Raw genomic sequence first — 13,345 nt, forward strand, 5'->3', positions numbered from 1 at the left:
TTCAGTTGTGAAGGCTATAATTTTAAATGCATCCGCTTGGATGATTGTACCTGTTATGGATGCGTTTGCTAAATATTTAAGCTCATCAATGGATGTTTTGCAAATAACATGGGCTAGATATTTTTTTACAGTAGTTTTTACTTTGTCTTTAATGCTTATATTTTATAGGCAATCATTAGTTTGGACAAAAAAACCAGCTCTTCAATTAATAAGAGGTTTGATATTTGTTTTTTCTACGTATTTATTCTTTTATGCGATTTCTGAAATTTCACTCCCTAAAGCTTTAACATTAGCATTTGTAGCGCCGATTTGTGTCACAGCTTTATCTCCATTTTTTTTAAATGAGAAAGTAGGGGTAAAAAGATGGACCGCTGTATCATTAGGATTTGTTGGTACTTTGATTGTTATTAGACCTGGATTTATTGAACTTAATTTAGCTACTTTAGCTGCTTTAGGTAATGGAATTTGTTATGGATTTTACCTTATTATAACAAGAAAACTTAGCACTTCAGATAACCCTCTTTTAACGCTTTTGCTTTCAGGTTTAATAGGAACGATCATTATTAGCTTATTTATGCCTTCTGTATGGGTAAATCCTACTACAAATCAGTGGATTTTAATGGCTTTAATCGGCTTTATAGCCTCTGTAGCCCATCTTTTCCTAATTTTATCACTCAAATATGCAGATGCCTCAAAATTAGCTCCTTTAGGCTATACAGAAATCATAACAAACATATTAATTAGCTATTATTTCTTTCATGAATTACCAGATAATTGGACTTACTTAGGTCTTTTTATAATTGTCTTAAGTGGTCTCTATATAACCAGAAGAGAGTATATTTTAAAAAGAATCAATTAATAGTATTTGTTTGTATACTAATTATTAATGTTTTACATTAATATACTTAATTAAATTATTGTAATTGTTGAATAAATTATTTATATATAAATATAATTAAAACACATTATTACTTGGTGAAGTAGAGTAATATTTTGGTTTTTAATTATAATTATTAATATAAACAGCTTTTGTGGAACACATTGATATTTAAAAACACTAAATTTAGTTAATAGCTTTTAAAAAATAATATATATTGCTAGAAGTGTTTAAGTTCAACAGTTTTTTACTAACAAAATTCTTAAATATATTTTTTCATCAAAAATTCTAGGGTAGGTGGCTTAAAAAACCTGTAAAATACAGCAAATTTGTGACATTAAAAAAGGGTTGATATCATTGAAAAATAGAGCAATGCAGTAATAGAATATGCTCTTTAATCGCCCATAGAGGGTATTTATTTAGTTATATTTAGATATATAGTACAACTGAAGGGTGAATAGCACTATTTACATGATTATTCAAGAAAATCGTCTAAAAGTCTTTATTTGCAACACTTTTTTAACCTTAAATGTCTACTTTTTCAGATCTAAGTAAACGCAGTTTAGTCTTAATTCCACCTTTTCCTGAGTATCCTCCGAGTGACCCATCAGTCCTAATTACCCTATGACAAGGTATTTTTGGGGGATATGGGTTTTTCCCAACTGCATTTGCTACTGCTCTATGAGCTTTTGGCTTTCCAATAGCTTTTGCCACCTGAAGGTAGGTTCTGACTTCTCCTCTAGGTATTTTTTTCAAATAATTCCAAACTTTTATCTGAAATTTAGTCCCTTTTAAGTTCATATAATTCAAATCCTGTATTTTTTGCAATTTTATCATATAATTTTTTCGCTGTCTCATTTGAAGAGTGGGTTATCCAACGAATTCCATCCCAATTATTTTCTTTAGATAAGGATTCTATGTATTTTATAAGTTTTTGAGCTATTTTCTGGCCTACAAAATGTTCATCTACAAATAAATCATCTAAAAATCCAATATATTGACCTTTAATTGGTCTTGGCATTGTTCTGTAATGTGCAATTCCAACAATTTTATCTTCAATTTTGTAACATATTCCATTCACAACATGATTTTCATCGTGTATCCAACTCCATAAAGCATCTAAAATCTCTTGTTTCATAGGAACTTTATAAAATTTAGCGTAACCGCAATATAATTTTATCCAATTTTCCTTATCTTTTCTTTTAATTTTTCTAATCATTTACATTAGTTATTTGTATTAAATTATTGTAATAATTATCTTTTTTGGTTTATAAAATTATACAATTCTTTTATTCCATTACTCGCATTTCTTTGGAAAATTGCAGGTATTAATCCATGAATTAAAGCCATAAATCCACCAGTAATCATTTTTGAGCCTACTTTGAACGCTAACCTCATATGCTCTAAATAACTTTCATTAACTGAATTTAGATGTTCTTGTGATTTTTTGATCATAATTATTATAATTATTAGTATTGACTATTAAAATCTATTAATATATTACTAATGATAATTAATTGTTATCAATAATAATAATATGAATCAGCTAACAACAGATCTAAAATTACTTCATGAGGCTACATTAGAAAATTTAAAAAGTTCTAAGGCAAATAATACATTAAGAGCATACAAATCTGATTTTAAAGACTTTGGAGCATTTTGCTCTAGGCATGGATTAAACTCATTACCAACTGAACCCAAAATAGTTTCGTTATATTTGACCCATCTTTCTAAAAACTCAAAATTTAGCACTTTAAGAAGACGCCTCGTTTCTATTAGTATGGTACATAAATTAAAAGGTCATTACTTAGATATCAAACACCCAATAATAATTGAAAATTTAATGGGTATTAGAAGAGTTAAAGGCAGTATTCAAAAAGGTAAAAAACCTATATTAATCAAACATTTAAAGTTAATAATTAATTCAATAAATGAGCAAAAGACAAATGAAATTAAGAAGCTTAGAGATAAAGCGATAATTCTAATTGGTTTTGGAGGCGGTTTTAGAAGAACAGAGTTAATTTCTATTGATTATGAAGATTTAGAATTTGTACCTGAAGGTCTGAAAATAACTCTTAAAAAATCAAAAACTGATCAATTTGGTGAGGGAATGATTAAAGGACTACCCTATTTTGATGATAAAAACTATTGCCCTGTAATTAACCTTAAAAAATGGTTAGAAATTTCTAACATTAATTCTGGCCCTATTTTTAGAAGATTTTCAAAAGGATCAAATTTAACTGATAATCGCTTAACTGACCAATCTGTAGTTTTGTTAATTAAAGAACATTTGAGATTAGCAGGAATAGAAAACAAAAACTTTGCAGGTCATAGTTTGAGATCAGGTTTTGCTACTGTTGCAGCTGATTCAGGTGCGGATGAACGAAGCATTATGGCAATGACAGGGCATAAAACAACACAGATGGTAAGAAGATACATAAGAGAAGCTAGTTTATTTAAAAACAATGCTTTGAATAAAATAAAATTATAATTAATTTTAATTAAAACAAAGAAGTTTTCTTTCCTAAAGAAATATCAATTAAATATTTTGAAATTTTAGTTCCATTAAATAATTTAAAGTATTTTTTTTGACCTTTTTTTGCAATATTTTGCCTAATTTTATCATTCTTAGAATAAAATTTAATTTTATTAGCTAAATCACTAATATTTTTATAAAAAACAATTTCATTTTTGTTAAAAAAATCACTCATTTGAACCTTTTCATCTATAAATGTCATTAGACCGTTCCCCATTATTGATGCAATTCTATTGCTTGAGTAATATTTGGTAGGGCTACCTCTACTAAGATTGAGTCCCATTTTTGAGTTAATGAGTGTATTATTAAAGTCATTACCCCAAATAGGTTGCTTGTTTGAAAATCCATAAAAATCATATTTTATATCAGGAATTTTTTTAACAAGTTTATCTAGAAAGTTAATTCTTTCATCTTCAGTTCCTTCTTTTAATGTGGCTCTATTAACACCATGACTCATTGCATAAAACAAATCTTTTTTAGGACGCATTTTGTAAACCTCAAAACTCTCAATATTTTTATCAACAGGTACAAAGAAAAAATGAAAATTATTATTATTAATTTCTTTTTTTAATACCGATGGATCAGTTGTAATAAAATTATGATCTACAAAATTTGAATATAGTTTGATATTAGAAATATTTTGTTTCGAATAATTTAGGCTAGGCATTACAGGATCTTCATTCCATTGTGATAAAATAAGATTTTTATTAATTGATTTAAATTTATCAAGCGTACTTAGCTCAATATTTTTAGTATGACCGAAAAAAACAATATCAGGATTATAATTTTGAAAGGTTTCAATTAAAAATTCTTGAAAATTATTTTTATTAGGAATTAAACTAAAAGATTTGTTATTTTTTAAAAAGTCCCTATCACTAATCTCTAATACATCATGTCCATTTCTAATAAAACCATTTGTAAATTTTTTTCCTAAAGAAATATTGAAAAGTCTATGGTTAAGTTTCTGACCTTGATTATATAGGTTGATTATTTTTAATTTTTTTTTGTTAAAATTAATTTTAAAAAAAGGAACACAACTTTCACGTATCTGATCTATAACTTTAGTATTTTGACTAATCAAATGTTTAACATTATTTCGACCTTTCAATTGTAAGGATCTTCTTTTTTTATTGTTATTAATTAACTTTTTAATTTCAATATAAAGATCATTTGAATTAAGATTTTTCAAAATAATTGCTGAGTCAGTTGTCTCTGTTAGACCTCCCCTATCACTTATTATTGTAGCACATCCTCGTGAAGAAGCTTCAAGTGATGTTCTTCCAAATGGTTCTTCCCACCTAGATGGTACAACGGCTATTTCTGATTGATTTAAAATATTTAATGTTTTTTTATGATTAAGAAAACCAAGTTCTTTATGTTGATTGTGATGAATATAAATATTTCTTCTATCCTCATCTCCTAAAGAATATGCTTTCCAATTCGGAAATTCATCAAGTATTTTTGTTATTGCATCTTTAAAGATATCGTACCCTTTAGAATGATTTAATCTTCCAACAAATATTATATTTTTTCTTTTTTTAATTTTTTTTTGCTTATTAACGCTAGGATAAACAGTTTCTGTTTTAGTTTGTAATTTTTTGTCTAAATTTAAAAAAAATCTCTCACGAACCCATTCGCTTACGAATATAATTTTTTCTACAGATTCTAATATTTTTAATCTTTCTTTAGTAGTTTTGGATCCTTTCATTGACAGTGGATCATTGTGAAAATAAAAAATAAATCTGTTTTTAATTAAATTGGTTAATTTAAATAATAACTGAGGTCTGTTGTGAATTTCTATTATATCAAAAAATTGATTATTTATTTCTTTAGATAACTTTATGGCATATTCATTTGTTGTACTTTTGAATTTAGATTTAATGTGGTTTAATTTGATATTTTTATAGTTGACTGTTAAATAATCTTGATACTTTGTGTGCCCATAAATTATATTATTTTTTTTATATTTTGATTTTTTAAAAAACTCTGAGACCCAAAGTGATGCAGCTGAAGCTTTATTGTAAGAATAATTTTCTTTGTAGGGTAATATTGTTGCAATCCTAAGATTTTTTTTTGTTAAAATCATAAATTATCTTTGATCTTTCTTTTCTATCTTTTTTTAACTTATATTCAAATGAAAGCGCTTTTGATTTTGAATAAAATTTTTTTTTATATATTAATTTCCATTTATAACCTTTTGTAGATTTGGCTCCTCTGCTTGTATTGTGTTTAGCTAATCTTTGATTCAGATCATTTGTATAACCAACGTATGTTTTATTTGGGAAATTATCTAAAGTTTTAATTAAGTATACGTAATAAACCATAACGGTTTATATCATATATGGCGGTCCCTAGGGGAATCGAACCCCTCTTTCGAGGATGAAAACCACGTGTCCTAACCGATAGACGAAGGGACCGAATTGCTGCTTTTTATTGTAAAAAAGACGATTAATCAAGCTTATCATATTATTTTTTGATTTAATTTTACAACCTTTTTAAGGTTTGAGTGTTTATGTGTCACTAAAGTCTCTGAAATAAATTTATCTTCATCAGCTTTGATACCTGAAACTAAATCGCCCTTAGTAATTCCAGTTGCACAAAAGATCGAGTCTCCTTTAATAATTTCATTTAAATCATATTTCTTTGTAAGATCATCAATTCCCATTTCTTTAGCTCTTTGTTTGTCTTCATTTGTTTCAAATAAAAATCTACCTTGAAAACTACAATCAAAAGCATCTAATGCAGCAGCTGCCAAAACCCCCTCTGGTCCGCCTCCTGTTCCTAAAAAAATATCAACAGAATATTTTTCATCTGTTACTAATAGTGCCCCAGAAACATCTCCATCAGATATAAATTTAATTTTAACTTTTAAATCTCTTAATTCTGCAATAATTTTATCATGCCTAGGTCTTTCCAAAATACATGCGGTTAAATTCTCAGGTTTTTTGTTTAGGTATTCGCTTAAATTAAAAATATTTTTTTTGACTGAATAATCTAAATCAACAACGTTTCTCTCTCTAACTTTGGTTGAGATTTTTTCCATGTAAGTTTCAGGAGCTTTAAATAAGTTGTTTTTTTCCGCAATTGCAATTACTGATAAGGCTCCTGGAAGATTGTTTGCTACAAAATTAGTTCCCTCTAATGGATCAACAGCTATATCAAGTTCTGGACCATTATTGGTTCCAAGTTTTTCACCAATATACAACATTGGAGCCTCATCTAACTCACCTTCACCTATAACTATTTGACCTATCATATCCATATTATTTAATTCTGATCTCATAGAGTCTACAGCTGCTTTATCCGCTGCAATTTTATCTTTTTTTCCAACAAAATATGATGAAGCAATTGCTGCCTTAGAAGTTACGTTAACAAATTGATCAATAAATTTTTTATCAATGGCCATTAGGCTTTTTTATCAATTAACTCTTCTTGCATTATTTTTGACTCAAATTCTCTTAAACGTTTATATACACTAGCAAGTTCAATTATTGTTGGCCAAGCTTTTAATATATATTGCATGGATCCCTCAACTCTACCAAAAGCTCTAATTATTTGTTGCATCACACCAAGGGTAACTGCTCCAGCTACAATTGCAGGTGCTAAAAAAACATATGCAGACAATACATTTGCTTGTAAGTATGCAATTCTACCAATATTAAAATATAAGTATCTAATATAGCTTAAGAAGTGAATATTTCTTACACCGTCAAATAATTCTTCGATAGTTTTTGGACGAATGGTTCCATCATCCTCTGCAATTACAAGTATTTTTCTATAAGCTGCTTCTTTTTTTTGAAGATCATACTCAACACCTACTAACCTTAAAATTATTCCAAGCAAAATCAAAAATATGGTCCCACCTACCGACCAAATTAAAGCACCAACTATTAATCCATAATCCCAATCACCGAAGAAAAAAATTGGAATTCCAACACTTAAACCAAATAAAATTGGCATAAATTCAACCAGTATCATTAAAGCTTCAATTAAACTTGTTCCTAGAGACTCCATTATTCTTGAAAATTTAATAGTGTCTTCCTGAACTCTTTGTGCAGCTCCTTCTATTCTTCGAGCTTTATCATAAACACTATGATACCATTCAACCATAGCAGTTCTCCATCTGAACAAATAGTGTGAAGTAAAAAAACTAACAATAACTGCTACACCTACATAAATAGCAGCCAAAGTAATAAAAGATAATAAGCTTGCCCAATACTCTTCTATAGTAATAGAGTTTGGTGCGCCTAAGGCTTTTTGAATCATATCGTAGAACTGACCAAACCATTCATTAATTTTTACATCAATTTTAACTTGTATCCAAAGTGATGTTAAAATTATTGCTGAACCAATCCATGACCATATTAACCAATGTTTTTGAGTAAAAAACCTAAACATTTTTTATTTTAAAAAATTATCAGCGTAAGATTTTTTTACTGTTTTTCTTTTTCTAGGCTCAATTAATTCAAATTCTATTTTCTTTTTTTTTGCATAATTGATTGCTAGTTCTTTTGATGAAAACTCTAATTTTAATTCTGAATAAGTGTCAGATGAGCTTTCCCAGCCCATCAATGGGTTCTTTGTTGGATCATTAGTTTTAAATTCTAATATCCATTTATCATTTTTTGCTAAACCTGATTGCATTGGGTTTTTGTTTGGAATGTAAATAATTGCTTTTTTCATAATGATGGTCGGAGTGGCAGGATTCGAACCTGCGACCCTCTGGTCCCAAACCAGATGCGCTACCAGGCTGCGCTACACTCCGAGTTGGATGTTTATAGCGTAATCATTGGTGTTTTCAACAAAAGAAAGAAAGACAAAATGGTACTAAATGCGAACATTAGTTACTTTGTTTGGGGGCTATTTGGGGGCTAAGCTGAAATTTTATGCCCAATAAAATCAACACTTATTTTGTGTGTAATTTTTGTTTGGGGGCTAAGTTGGGGGCTAAGTTGGGTCTATAAAAAAAATTTTATATTCCATGTTTTCCGAGTGGGAAGAAGTATCGACTGACAATTTCTTTCTAACAATTACTTGTAACCATGAAAGGAAATATAAATATGAAAGCAAATAATAAAATAAACTTCATTAAAAAATTAGGAATTCAAGTGGATGATGAAGGTAGATGTAATATCACAAATACTGAATTGCAAATTTAAGTTAAAATGAATTAACTAATAACTTTATTATGTATTGGGAAATTGTAACTTAACATTAGTTACAATTATTTTGAGGTTGGATCTCTTTTATATTACTTTTTCTAAACTAAAGATTTTAAGCAATTCTTGCTTTTTTAGAATAAATAGATTGAAGATAAAATCCTATTGGTAGACTATAGACAATTGCTAACCAATTATTAAAAAAGTTACCATTAGGAGAAAAAGGCCATACTGTTATTAATATACCTGCTAATAAACACACCTGATAATCTGTTAAATACCTTTTCTTTTTTAATACAATTGATTTTAGCTGCCTATAAGCACAATATAAAACATAACAAAAAGCACTAAATAAAAAAGAAAATCCTATTAATCCAGTTTCAGCTAATAATTGAACATAGAAATTATGTGGATGGGTACTACAAGGGTTAATACCTTCTGCATATTTAGGATCAGAGCATTTAATCCTAAACATCTTAGGACCATGGCCTAAGATAGGTTTATCAAGGAACATATTAAAAGCAGTTCTAATATGGCTATCATGGTTAGGTGAAAATATAACAACCTTATCACCCCCTACCCCAACTTGCTCTAAAGTAGTATCAATCATCCTTTTTTTAACAGTAGGTGAAACAGTAGTAATTCCTACAATTAAAGTTAAACTTAATAACAGTGTGATTAATCTAATATATTTTAACCGGTCAATAAGAAGAACAATAAACAAAGAACTTAACATCATATACATAAAACTCGTTCTCTCCCCTGTTAAATAAACAAGAACATCTATTAAAATAAATAACAATACTCCAAAAATAGCTAAATATTTATCTCTCACCTTTAACACAATCATCAAAGCAAGTAACAAAGGAAATAATCTCGATAAATAGCTTCCAAGTTTTGGACGATCAAAAACTGAAGTTACATGAAAACCTCCAATTAATTCTTGTCCAAAAACATTAAACCCTAATAAAAACTGAAAATAACCATCAAGGATTAAAAAACAAAAAACTCCACATAAGCAATAAAAAAAATACTTTAAAAATAACTTATTATAATCAATTAAATACCAAACTAAACAAGCAAAAACTCCAAACCTAAAATAAAATAAGCTACTCTCAAAGCTCAACATTATATCTTCAGATAAAACAGAACTAAAAAAACAAACTAAACAAAAAGTTAAAAATACCTTAAAGAATTTATTCTCGAAATAATCAATTCTATTATCTCTAAAGCAAATATATAAAAAAACCAAAACTCCCAAACTTAATAATAAATCAGGAATGAACGGTCCAGTTAAAAGCAAAGCAGGAAATAAGGATAGAATAAAGTTCAAATTATTTGTTTAGTTTCTCATCTTTGACTATTTGGCCATTATCTAAATGAATGATACGGTTACAAAATTGATTAATAAGATTAATATTATGACTTGCAATCACAAGGCAATGAGTATTGTCTAATTTATTTTTGAGCTGTAGTTCAAATTTTTCCATAACAAATTTATCTCCAAATCCAAAAAATTCATCGATTAAAGCATTTTGAAAATTCATCATTAAATAAGCAACAATTTGAACCCTGAGTTGATAACCTTGGGATAGTTCTGATAATTGATAATCTAAATATTGATTAAGTTGAAATTCTTCTAAATATTTTTTTAACTTTGAATGATCATATTCGGTTATTTGATAAAAATAAAAAATACGCTTAATATTATCAATGATATTTAAAACTGGACTGGTTAGAGAACCAGGTGATGAAAGATAAAAAAACTCTTTTTGATTAACAAAGCTTCCTTTAAATTCTTTATAAATTCCAGCTAGTAAACGTAATAAAGTTGTTTTACCACTACCATTGGCTCCAACTAAACCAATTTTGTCCCCACTTTTAATATCTAATGAAAGATTATTTAGTACTAAATGATCTTTTAACTTGAGGGATAAATGTTTTAGTGAAATTATAGTTTCAGATTTGATTTGCACAATATGATATTTTTTTGTTAACAAAAAAATAATTAACTAAATAAAAAAAAATCACTAAACTTAAGCAAACTATAAAGCTAAACTGATTATAAGATCCTAAGATAATAGCATCTCTAAATATATTTAAGATATGAAAGATAGGATTAAATTGTAACAAAAACACTTTTGTACTTGAAATTTGTTGAGGATACCAAAAGATGGGGGACAAAAAAAATAACACAATCATCATACTATTAATTAATTGTGTCAGGTCTCTAAAGTAAAAAGAAATAATAGATAAAATTTTACCAATTTGTTGAACTAAAATAATTAATATTAAACATGACGATATAAAAGCTAAAACGTTAAATAAAACATCAAAAAATAGCAGAAAACATAGCAACACCAACAGATTCATCATAAATGTAATTAATAATCTTAAATAAAGGATTGTTAAAATATCATGAGCATTAATATTAATGTTTAAAAGTAAATGATTATTAAATAAAGCATCACCATAAGCAGGGACTGCAAGAGCTATATAATTCCAAATCCAAACCCCAATACAAAGATATAAAATAAAATTAGAGTCCATCGCTAAAATATCTGCTAAAAAAAAACCTTTAGCAAAAACTAAAATCATAAAACTAACCGGAATCCACAAATAAGAAATCTTAGAATGGTTGTAGTCAATCGCCAAATTTTGCTTAGCAATTTTAAACAAGGATAAATTCATTTACTGATAGTTTTTGTATTTAAGTAAATTTAAAATTTTAAAAATGTTTGATATTATTAAAGCAAAAAAAAATGATAAATTAGTTTCGAGGTTTGTGCTGTACATTAACAAATAATAAATAGAAATATCAAAACATCTCCCAAAAAAAACTTTTAAATAAACTGAGATTGTAAAACTCACCAGTATCCATAAAAAAAGATATTTCGGAATAGTCGTAACCAACAATAAGATTCTGTATCGATAATTTAATTAGTATAAGAATATTCATTTCTTTAGAAATTTAAATATATTTAATTTAAATATGAATATTTTAAGAAATATAAAAGTAAAAGAGAATATGTTCCTTAGTTGATATTTATTGAAGTGATTCTTTAATGTAAAAAAATATCTTAGTCTCTTTAAAAAGAAAATCTTATTATTTGTTTTTAAAATTTTATATCCAAAAAATTTTATTGGTTTAATATCAATTAATTTTGATATTAAACTTTCTTCAAAAAAAAAATTTGGTTTTCTGTAGTAAATTCTATTTGTGCTTATTTTTTTTTTATATAAAAAGCTCTTAACATGATCAACATCATCATAATCATTATTAGAGTACTTTTCCAAAATTTTTTTATCAATATTCAGTCCAAGAAAAATTAAAACTCTTTCAATACTTTGCTCAGTGTTATTAACAAGTTCTTCATATTTAATTACAAATATATTATTTGGATAATTCGATTTTAAATTAATAATTAAATTTGCCTCGTAATTCCATCTGTGGACAAGTGAAAAAATATTATGATTAGTAAAACCTGATTTAATTTGCGAATAAATAGTATCATAGGGATTCCTAATAATTAGGATGACTTTTGTATTTATAAATTTACTGATTAATTCATCTATAATATAAATATTTTTTGGTGTCTTATCGCCTACATATAATAAGTTTTCTTTCTTTGAGACGTCTATAATAAGCTGATTTATGATGTTTACAAATGAGTCATTACTAAAATTTTTATCTATAAATTTTTTTTTATTAATGTTTTTTGACCAATGAGATACACTTGGAATATAATTTAATATATCCAAGAAAAATGTTAAATTATGTTTAGAGCCATTTATAATTCTCTCAAAAAGTTTAGTATATCTATAAAAGTAAGAAGACTCAGGCGTAATATATATTGATTTATGTTCGTTTAAAATTAATCTTAAGAGAGTAGTTCCCGATCTAGGTGGGCCTGCTATAAACAAATTACTTAGCATTCGAATTTTTATATTTCAATAATTTTTTATATTCACATAACGATGCAATAAGTAGAGAGATTAATGATGAAAATGATTTAATAAGTATCAAATATGTCAAATATATATAATAAACTTCAAAATTAATAATATTTAAAGTTAACATCATACTTGGCAGGCCAACATCTCTTAATGAAACTAATCCAAAACTAAATGGTATGTAGTTTAATAAAAATATAATTGAATGTATAAACATTAATAATGATAATCCCACTTCGATATCAAGTTTTTCATTTAAAGTATAAATAAAAAATAATGATAAAACGTAGTTTAACAAAAAAAATAAAAAAATTAGTATAATATTCTTTGAATTGAGAGTATTTAAAAAATTCTTATTTAAGATGTTATAAAATTTATTTTTTTTTACTTTAAAAATAATTATTAAGAATATAAAAATTACAAACAAAAATATTAATATTATTGAATAATTTTTAATGTAATTTATTAAAAAATATATTTGACTTAAATTAATGAAATATAATGTGATTGCAGAAATTATATAAAAAAAAAAAATAATGAAATAGTATTGGATAAAAAACTTTATTAAATTCGATTTTTTTTCAAAATTACTCAATAAATCAAACTTTATAGTTTGAATAATAAAATTTGGTAATACAATCTGCATTGCCGAACATTTAAAATTAATAAATATAAAATGAATTAGTTTTTTTGTTTTTGACTGAATTCTTAAAAAGAAATAAAAACCGTTTAAATTATAAATAATTAAGTAAAATGTTGCTAAAAAAATGATATCTTTTAACAGATTAAAATTAATAATAATTTTATTTTGATAAAAAT

The 13,345-nt window shown here is 26.4% G+C and carries 15 protein-coding genes and 2 tRNA genes; 2 read left to right on the forward strand and 15 right to left on the reverse strand.

Going from position 1 to position 13,345, the window contains the following annotated elements; all coding sequences use genetic code 11:
* Positions 1-7 precede the first annotated feature (7 nt).
* Positions 8-859 carry a DMT family transporter gene (locus tag ACQY31_RS00470; protein ID WP_428080076.1) on the forward strand — a complete coding sequence of 284 codons (852 nt, stop codon included), beginning with the start codon at positions 8-10 and terminating at the stop codon, positions 857-859.
* A 543-nt stretch (positions 860-1,402) separates the two neighbouring features.
* Here ACQY31_RS00470 and ACQY31_RS00475 read toward each other — a convergent pair.
* Genes ACQY31_RS00475 through ACQY31_RS00485 form a run of 3 tightly spaced genes read right to left on the reverse strand, consistent with a single transcriptional unit; the run spans position 1,403 to position 2,332 of the window.
* Positions 1,403-1,678, reverse strand: a complete 276-nt coding sequence (locus ACQY31_RS00475) for a methylated-DNA--[protein]-cysteine S-methyltransferase (RefSeq protein ID WP_179850447.1) — start codon at positions 1,676-1,678, stop codon at positions 1,403-1,405.
* Positions 1,659-2,096, reverse strand: coding sequence for an N-acetyltransferase family protein (locus ACQY31_RS00480; RefSeq protein ID WP_428080077.1), 438 nt, complete (start codon positions 2,094-2,096; stop codon positions 1,659-1,661). The genes ACQY31_RS00475 and ACQY31_RS00480 overlap by 20 nt, the downstream gene beginning before the upstream one ends.
* A 35-nt stretch (positions 2,097-2,131) precedes the next feature.
* The gene (locus ACQY31_RS00485; protein WP_428080078.1) at positions 2,132-2,332 is read right to left on the reverse strand and encodes a DUF6356 family protein; all 201 of its coding nucleotides are present in this window, start codon (positions 2,330-2,332) and stop codon (positions 2,132-2,134) included.
* Positions 2,333-2,414: 82 nt separating this feature from the next.
* Here ACQY31_RS00485 and ACQY31_RS00490 point away from each other — a divergent pair, with 82 nt between their 5' ends.
* Positions 2,415-3,368, forward strand: a complete 954-nt coding sequence (locus ACQY31_RS00490) for a site-specific integrase (RefSeq protein ID WP_428080079.1) — start codon at positions 2,415-2,417, stop codon at positions 3,366-3,368.
* Positions 3,369-3,378: 10 nt separating this feature from the next.
* Here the strand turns inward: ACQY31_RS00490 and ACQY31_RS00495 are convergent, their stop codons facing one another.
* The 12 genes from ACQY31_RS00495 to ACQY31_RS00550 form a co-directional block, all read right to left on the reverse strand.
* Positions 3,379-5,499, reverse strand: a complete 2,121-nt coding sequence (locus ACQY31_RS00495) for a glycosyltransferase (protein ID WP_428080080.1) — start codon at positions 5,497-5,499, stop codon at positions 3,379-3,381.
* Positions 5,474-5,737, reverse strand: coding sequence for a GIY-YIG nuclease family protein (locus ACQY31_RS00500; protein ID WP_428080081.1), 264 nt, complete (start codon positions 5,735-5,737; stop codon positions 5,474-5,476). Before ACQY31_RS00500 ends, ACQY31_RS00495 begins: the two co-directional genes overlap by 26 nt.
* A gap of 18 nt (positions 5,738-5,755) precedes the next feature.
* Positions 5,756-5,830 (reverse strand) — tRNA-Glu (locus ACQY31_RS00505).
* 44 nt (positions 5,831-5,874) lie between these two features.
* Entirely contained in the window at positions 5,875-6,819 is a 945-nt protein-coding gene (glpX, locus tag ACQY31_RS00510) for a class II fructose-bisphosphatase (protein WP_428080082.1), read from the reverse strand.
* Positions 6,819-7,811 carry a putative transporter gene (locus tag ACQY31_RS00515; protein WP_428080083.1) on the reverse strand — a complete coding sequence of 331 codons (993 nt, stop codon included), beginning with the start codon at positions 7,809-7,811 and terminating at the stop codon, positions 6,819-6,821. The genes glpX and ACQY31_RS00515 overlap by 1 nt, the downstream gene beginning before the upstream one ends.
* A gap of 3 nt (positions 7,812-7,814) precedes the next feature.
* A complete protein-coding gene (locus ACQY31_RS00520) occupies positions 7,815-8,096 on the reverse strand; it encodes an ETC complex I subunit (RefSeq protein WP_428080084.1) in 282 nt (93 codons plus the stop codon).
* Positions 8,097-8,101: 5 nt separating this feature from the next.
* Positions 8,102-8,178, reverse strand: a tRNA-Pro gene (locus ACQY31_RS00525).
* 509 nt (positions 8,179-8,687) lie between these two features.
* On the reverse strand, positions 8,688-9,905 hold the full coding sequence (locus ACQY31_RS00530; protein WP_428080085.1) for an O-antigen ligase family protein: 1,218 nt from the start codon (positions 9,903-9,905) through the stop codon (positions 8,688-8,690).
* A gap of 1 nt (position 9,906) precedes the next feature.
* Positions 9,907-10,548: an ATP-binding cassette domain-containing protein gene (locus ACQY31_RS00535; RefSeq protein ID WP_428080086.1), complete on the reverse strand. Its 642-nt coding sequence runs from the start codon at positions 10,546-10,548 to the stop codon at positions 9,907-9,909.
* Positions 10,532-11,170, reverse strand: a complete 639-nt coding sequence (locus tag ACQY31_RS00540; RefSeq protein ID WP_428080087.1) for a hypothetical protein — start codon at positions 11,168-11,170, stop codon at positions 10,532-10,534. Before ACQY31_RS00540 ends, ACQY31_RS00535 begins: the two co-directional genes overlap by 17 nt.
* Positions 11,171-11,527: 357 nt before the next feature.
* Entirely contained in the window at positions 11,528-12,508 is a 981-nt protein-coding gene (locus tag ACQY31_RS00545; RefSeq protein ID WP_428080088.1) for a sulfotransferase family protein, read from the reverse strand.
* A complete protein-coding gene (locus tag ACQY31_RS00550; protein WP_428080089.1) occupies positions 12,498-12,743 on the reverse strand; it encodes a hypothetical protein in 246 nt (81 codons plus the stop codon). Before ACQY31_RS00550 ends, ACQY31_RS00545 begins: the two co-directional genes overlap by 11 nt.
* Positions 12,744-13,345: the final 602 nt, after the last annotated feature.

Source organism: Candidatus Pelagibacter sp., assembly GCF_965262185.1.
Lineage (GTDB): Bacteria > Pseudomonadota > Alphaproteobacteria > Pelagibacterales > Pelagibacteraceae > Pelagibacter.

What these genes read in the sequence shown, in the direction of transcription:
- ACQY31_RS00475 (WP_179850447.1), bottom strand. Translation starts at nt 1,678, where the DNA reads ATGAACTTAAAAGGGACTAAATTTCAGATAAAAGTTTGGAATTATTTG.
- ACQY31_RS00480 (WP_428080077.1), bottom strand. Translation starts at nt 2,096, where the DNA reads ATGATTAGAAAAATTAAAAGAAAAGATAAGGAAAATTGGATAAAATTA.
- ACQY31_RS00485 (WP_428080078.1), bottom strand. Translation starts at nt 2,332, where the DNA reads ATGATCAAAAAATCACAAGAACATCTAAATTCAGTTAATGAAAGTTAT.
- ACQY31_RS00490 (WP_428080079.1), top strand. Translation starts at nt 2,415, where the DNA reads ATGAATCAGCTAACAACAGATCTAAAATTACTTCATGAGGCTACATTA.
- ACQY31_RS00495 (WP_428080080.1), bottom strand. Translation starts at nt 5,499, where the DNA reads ATGATTTTAACAAAAAAAAATCTTAGGATTGCAACAATATTACCCTAC.
- ACQY31_RS00500 (WP_428080081.1), bottom strand. Translation starts at nt 5,737, where the DNA reads ATGGTTTATTACGTATACTTAATTAAAACTTTAGATAATTTCCCAAAT.
- glpX (WP_428080082.1), bottom strand. Translation starts at nt 6,819, where the DNA reads ATGGCCATTGATAAAAAATTTATTGATCAATTTGTTAACGTAACTTCT.
- ACQY31_RS00515 (WP_428080083.1), bottom strand. Translation starts at nt 7,811, where the DNA reads ATGTTTAGGTTTTTTACTCAAAAACATTGGTTAATATGGTCATGGATT.
- ACQY31_RS00520 (WP_428080084.1), bottom strand. Translation starts at nt 8,096, where the DNA reads ATGAAAAAAGCAATTATTTACATTCCAAACAAAAACCCAATGCAATCA.
- ACQY31_RS00540 (WP_428080087.1), bottom strand. Translation starts at nt 11,170, where the DNA reads ATGATTTTAGTTTTTGCTAAAGGTTTTTTTTTAGCAGATATTTTAGCG.
- ACQY31_RS00545 (WP_428080088.1), bottom strand. Translation starts at nt 12,508, where the DNA reads ATGCTAAGTAATTTGTTTATAGCAGGCCCACCTAGATCGGGAACTACT.
- ACQY31_RS00550 (WP_428080089.1), bottom strand. Translation starts at nt 12,743, where the DNA reads ATGTTTATACATTCAATTATATTTTTATTAAACTACATACCATTTAGT.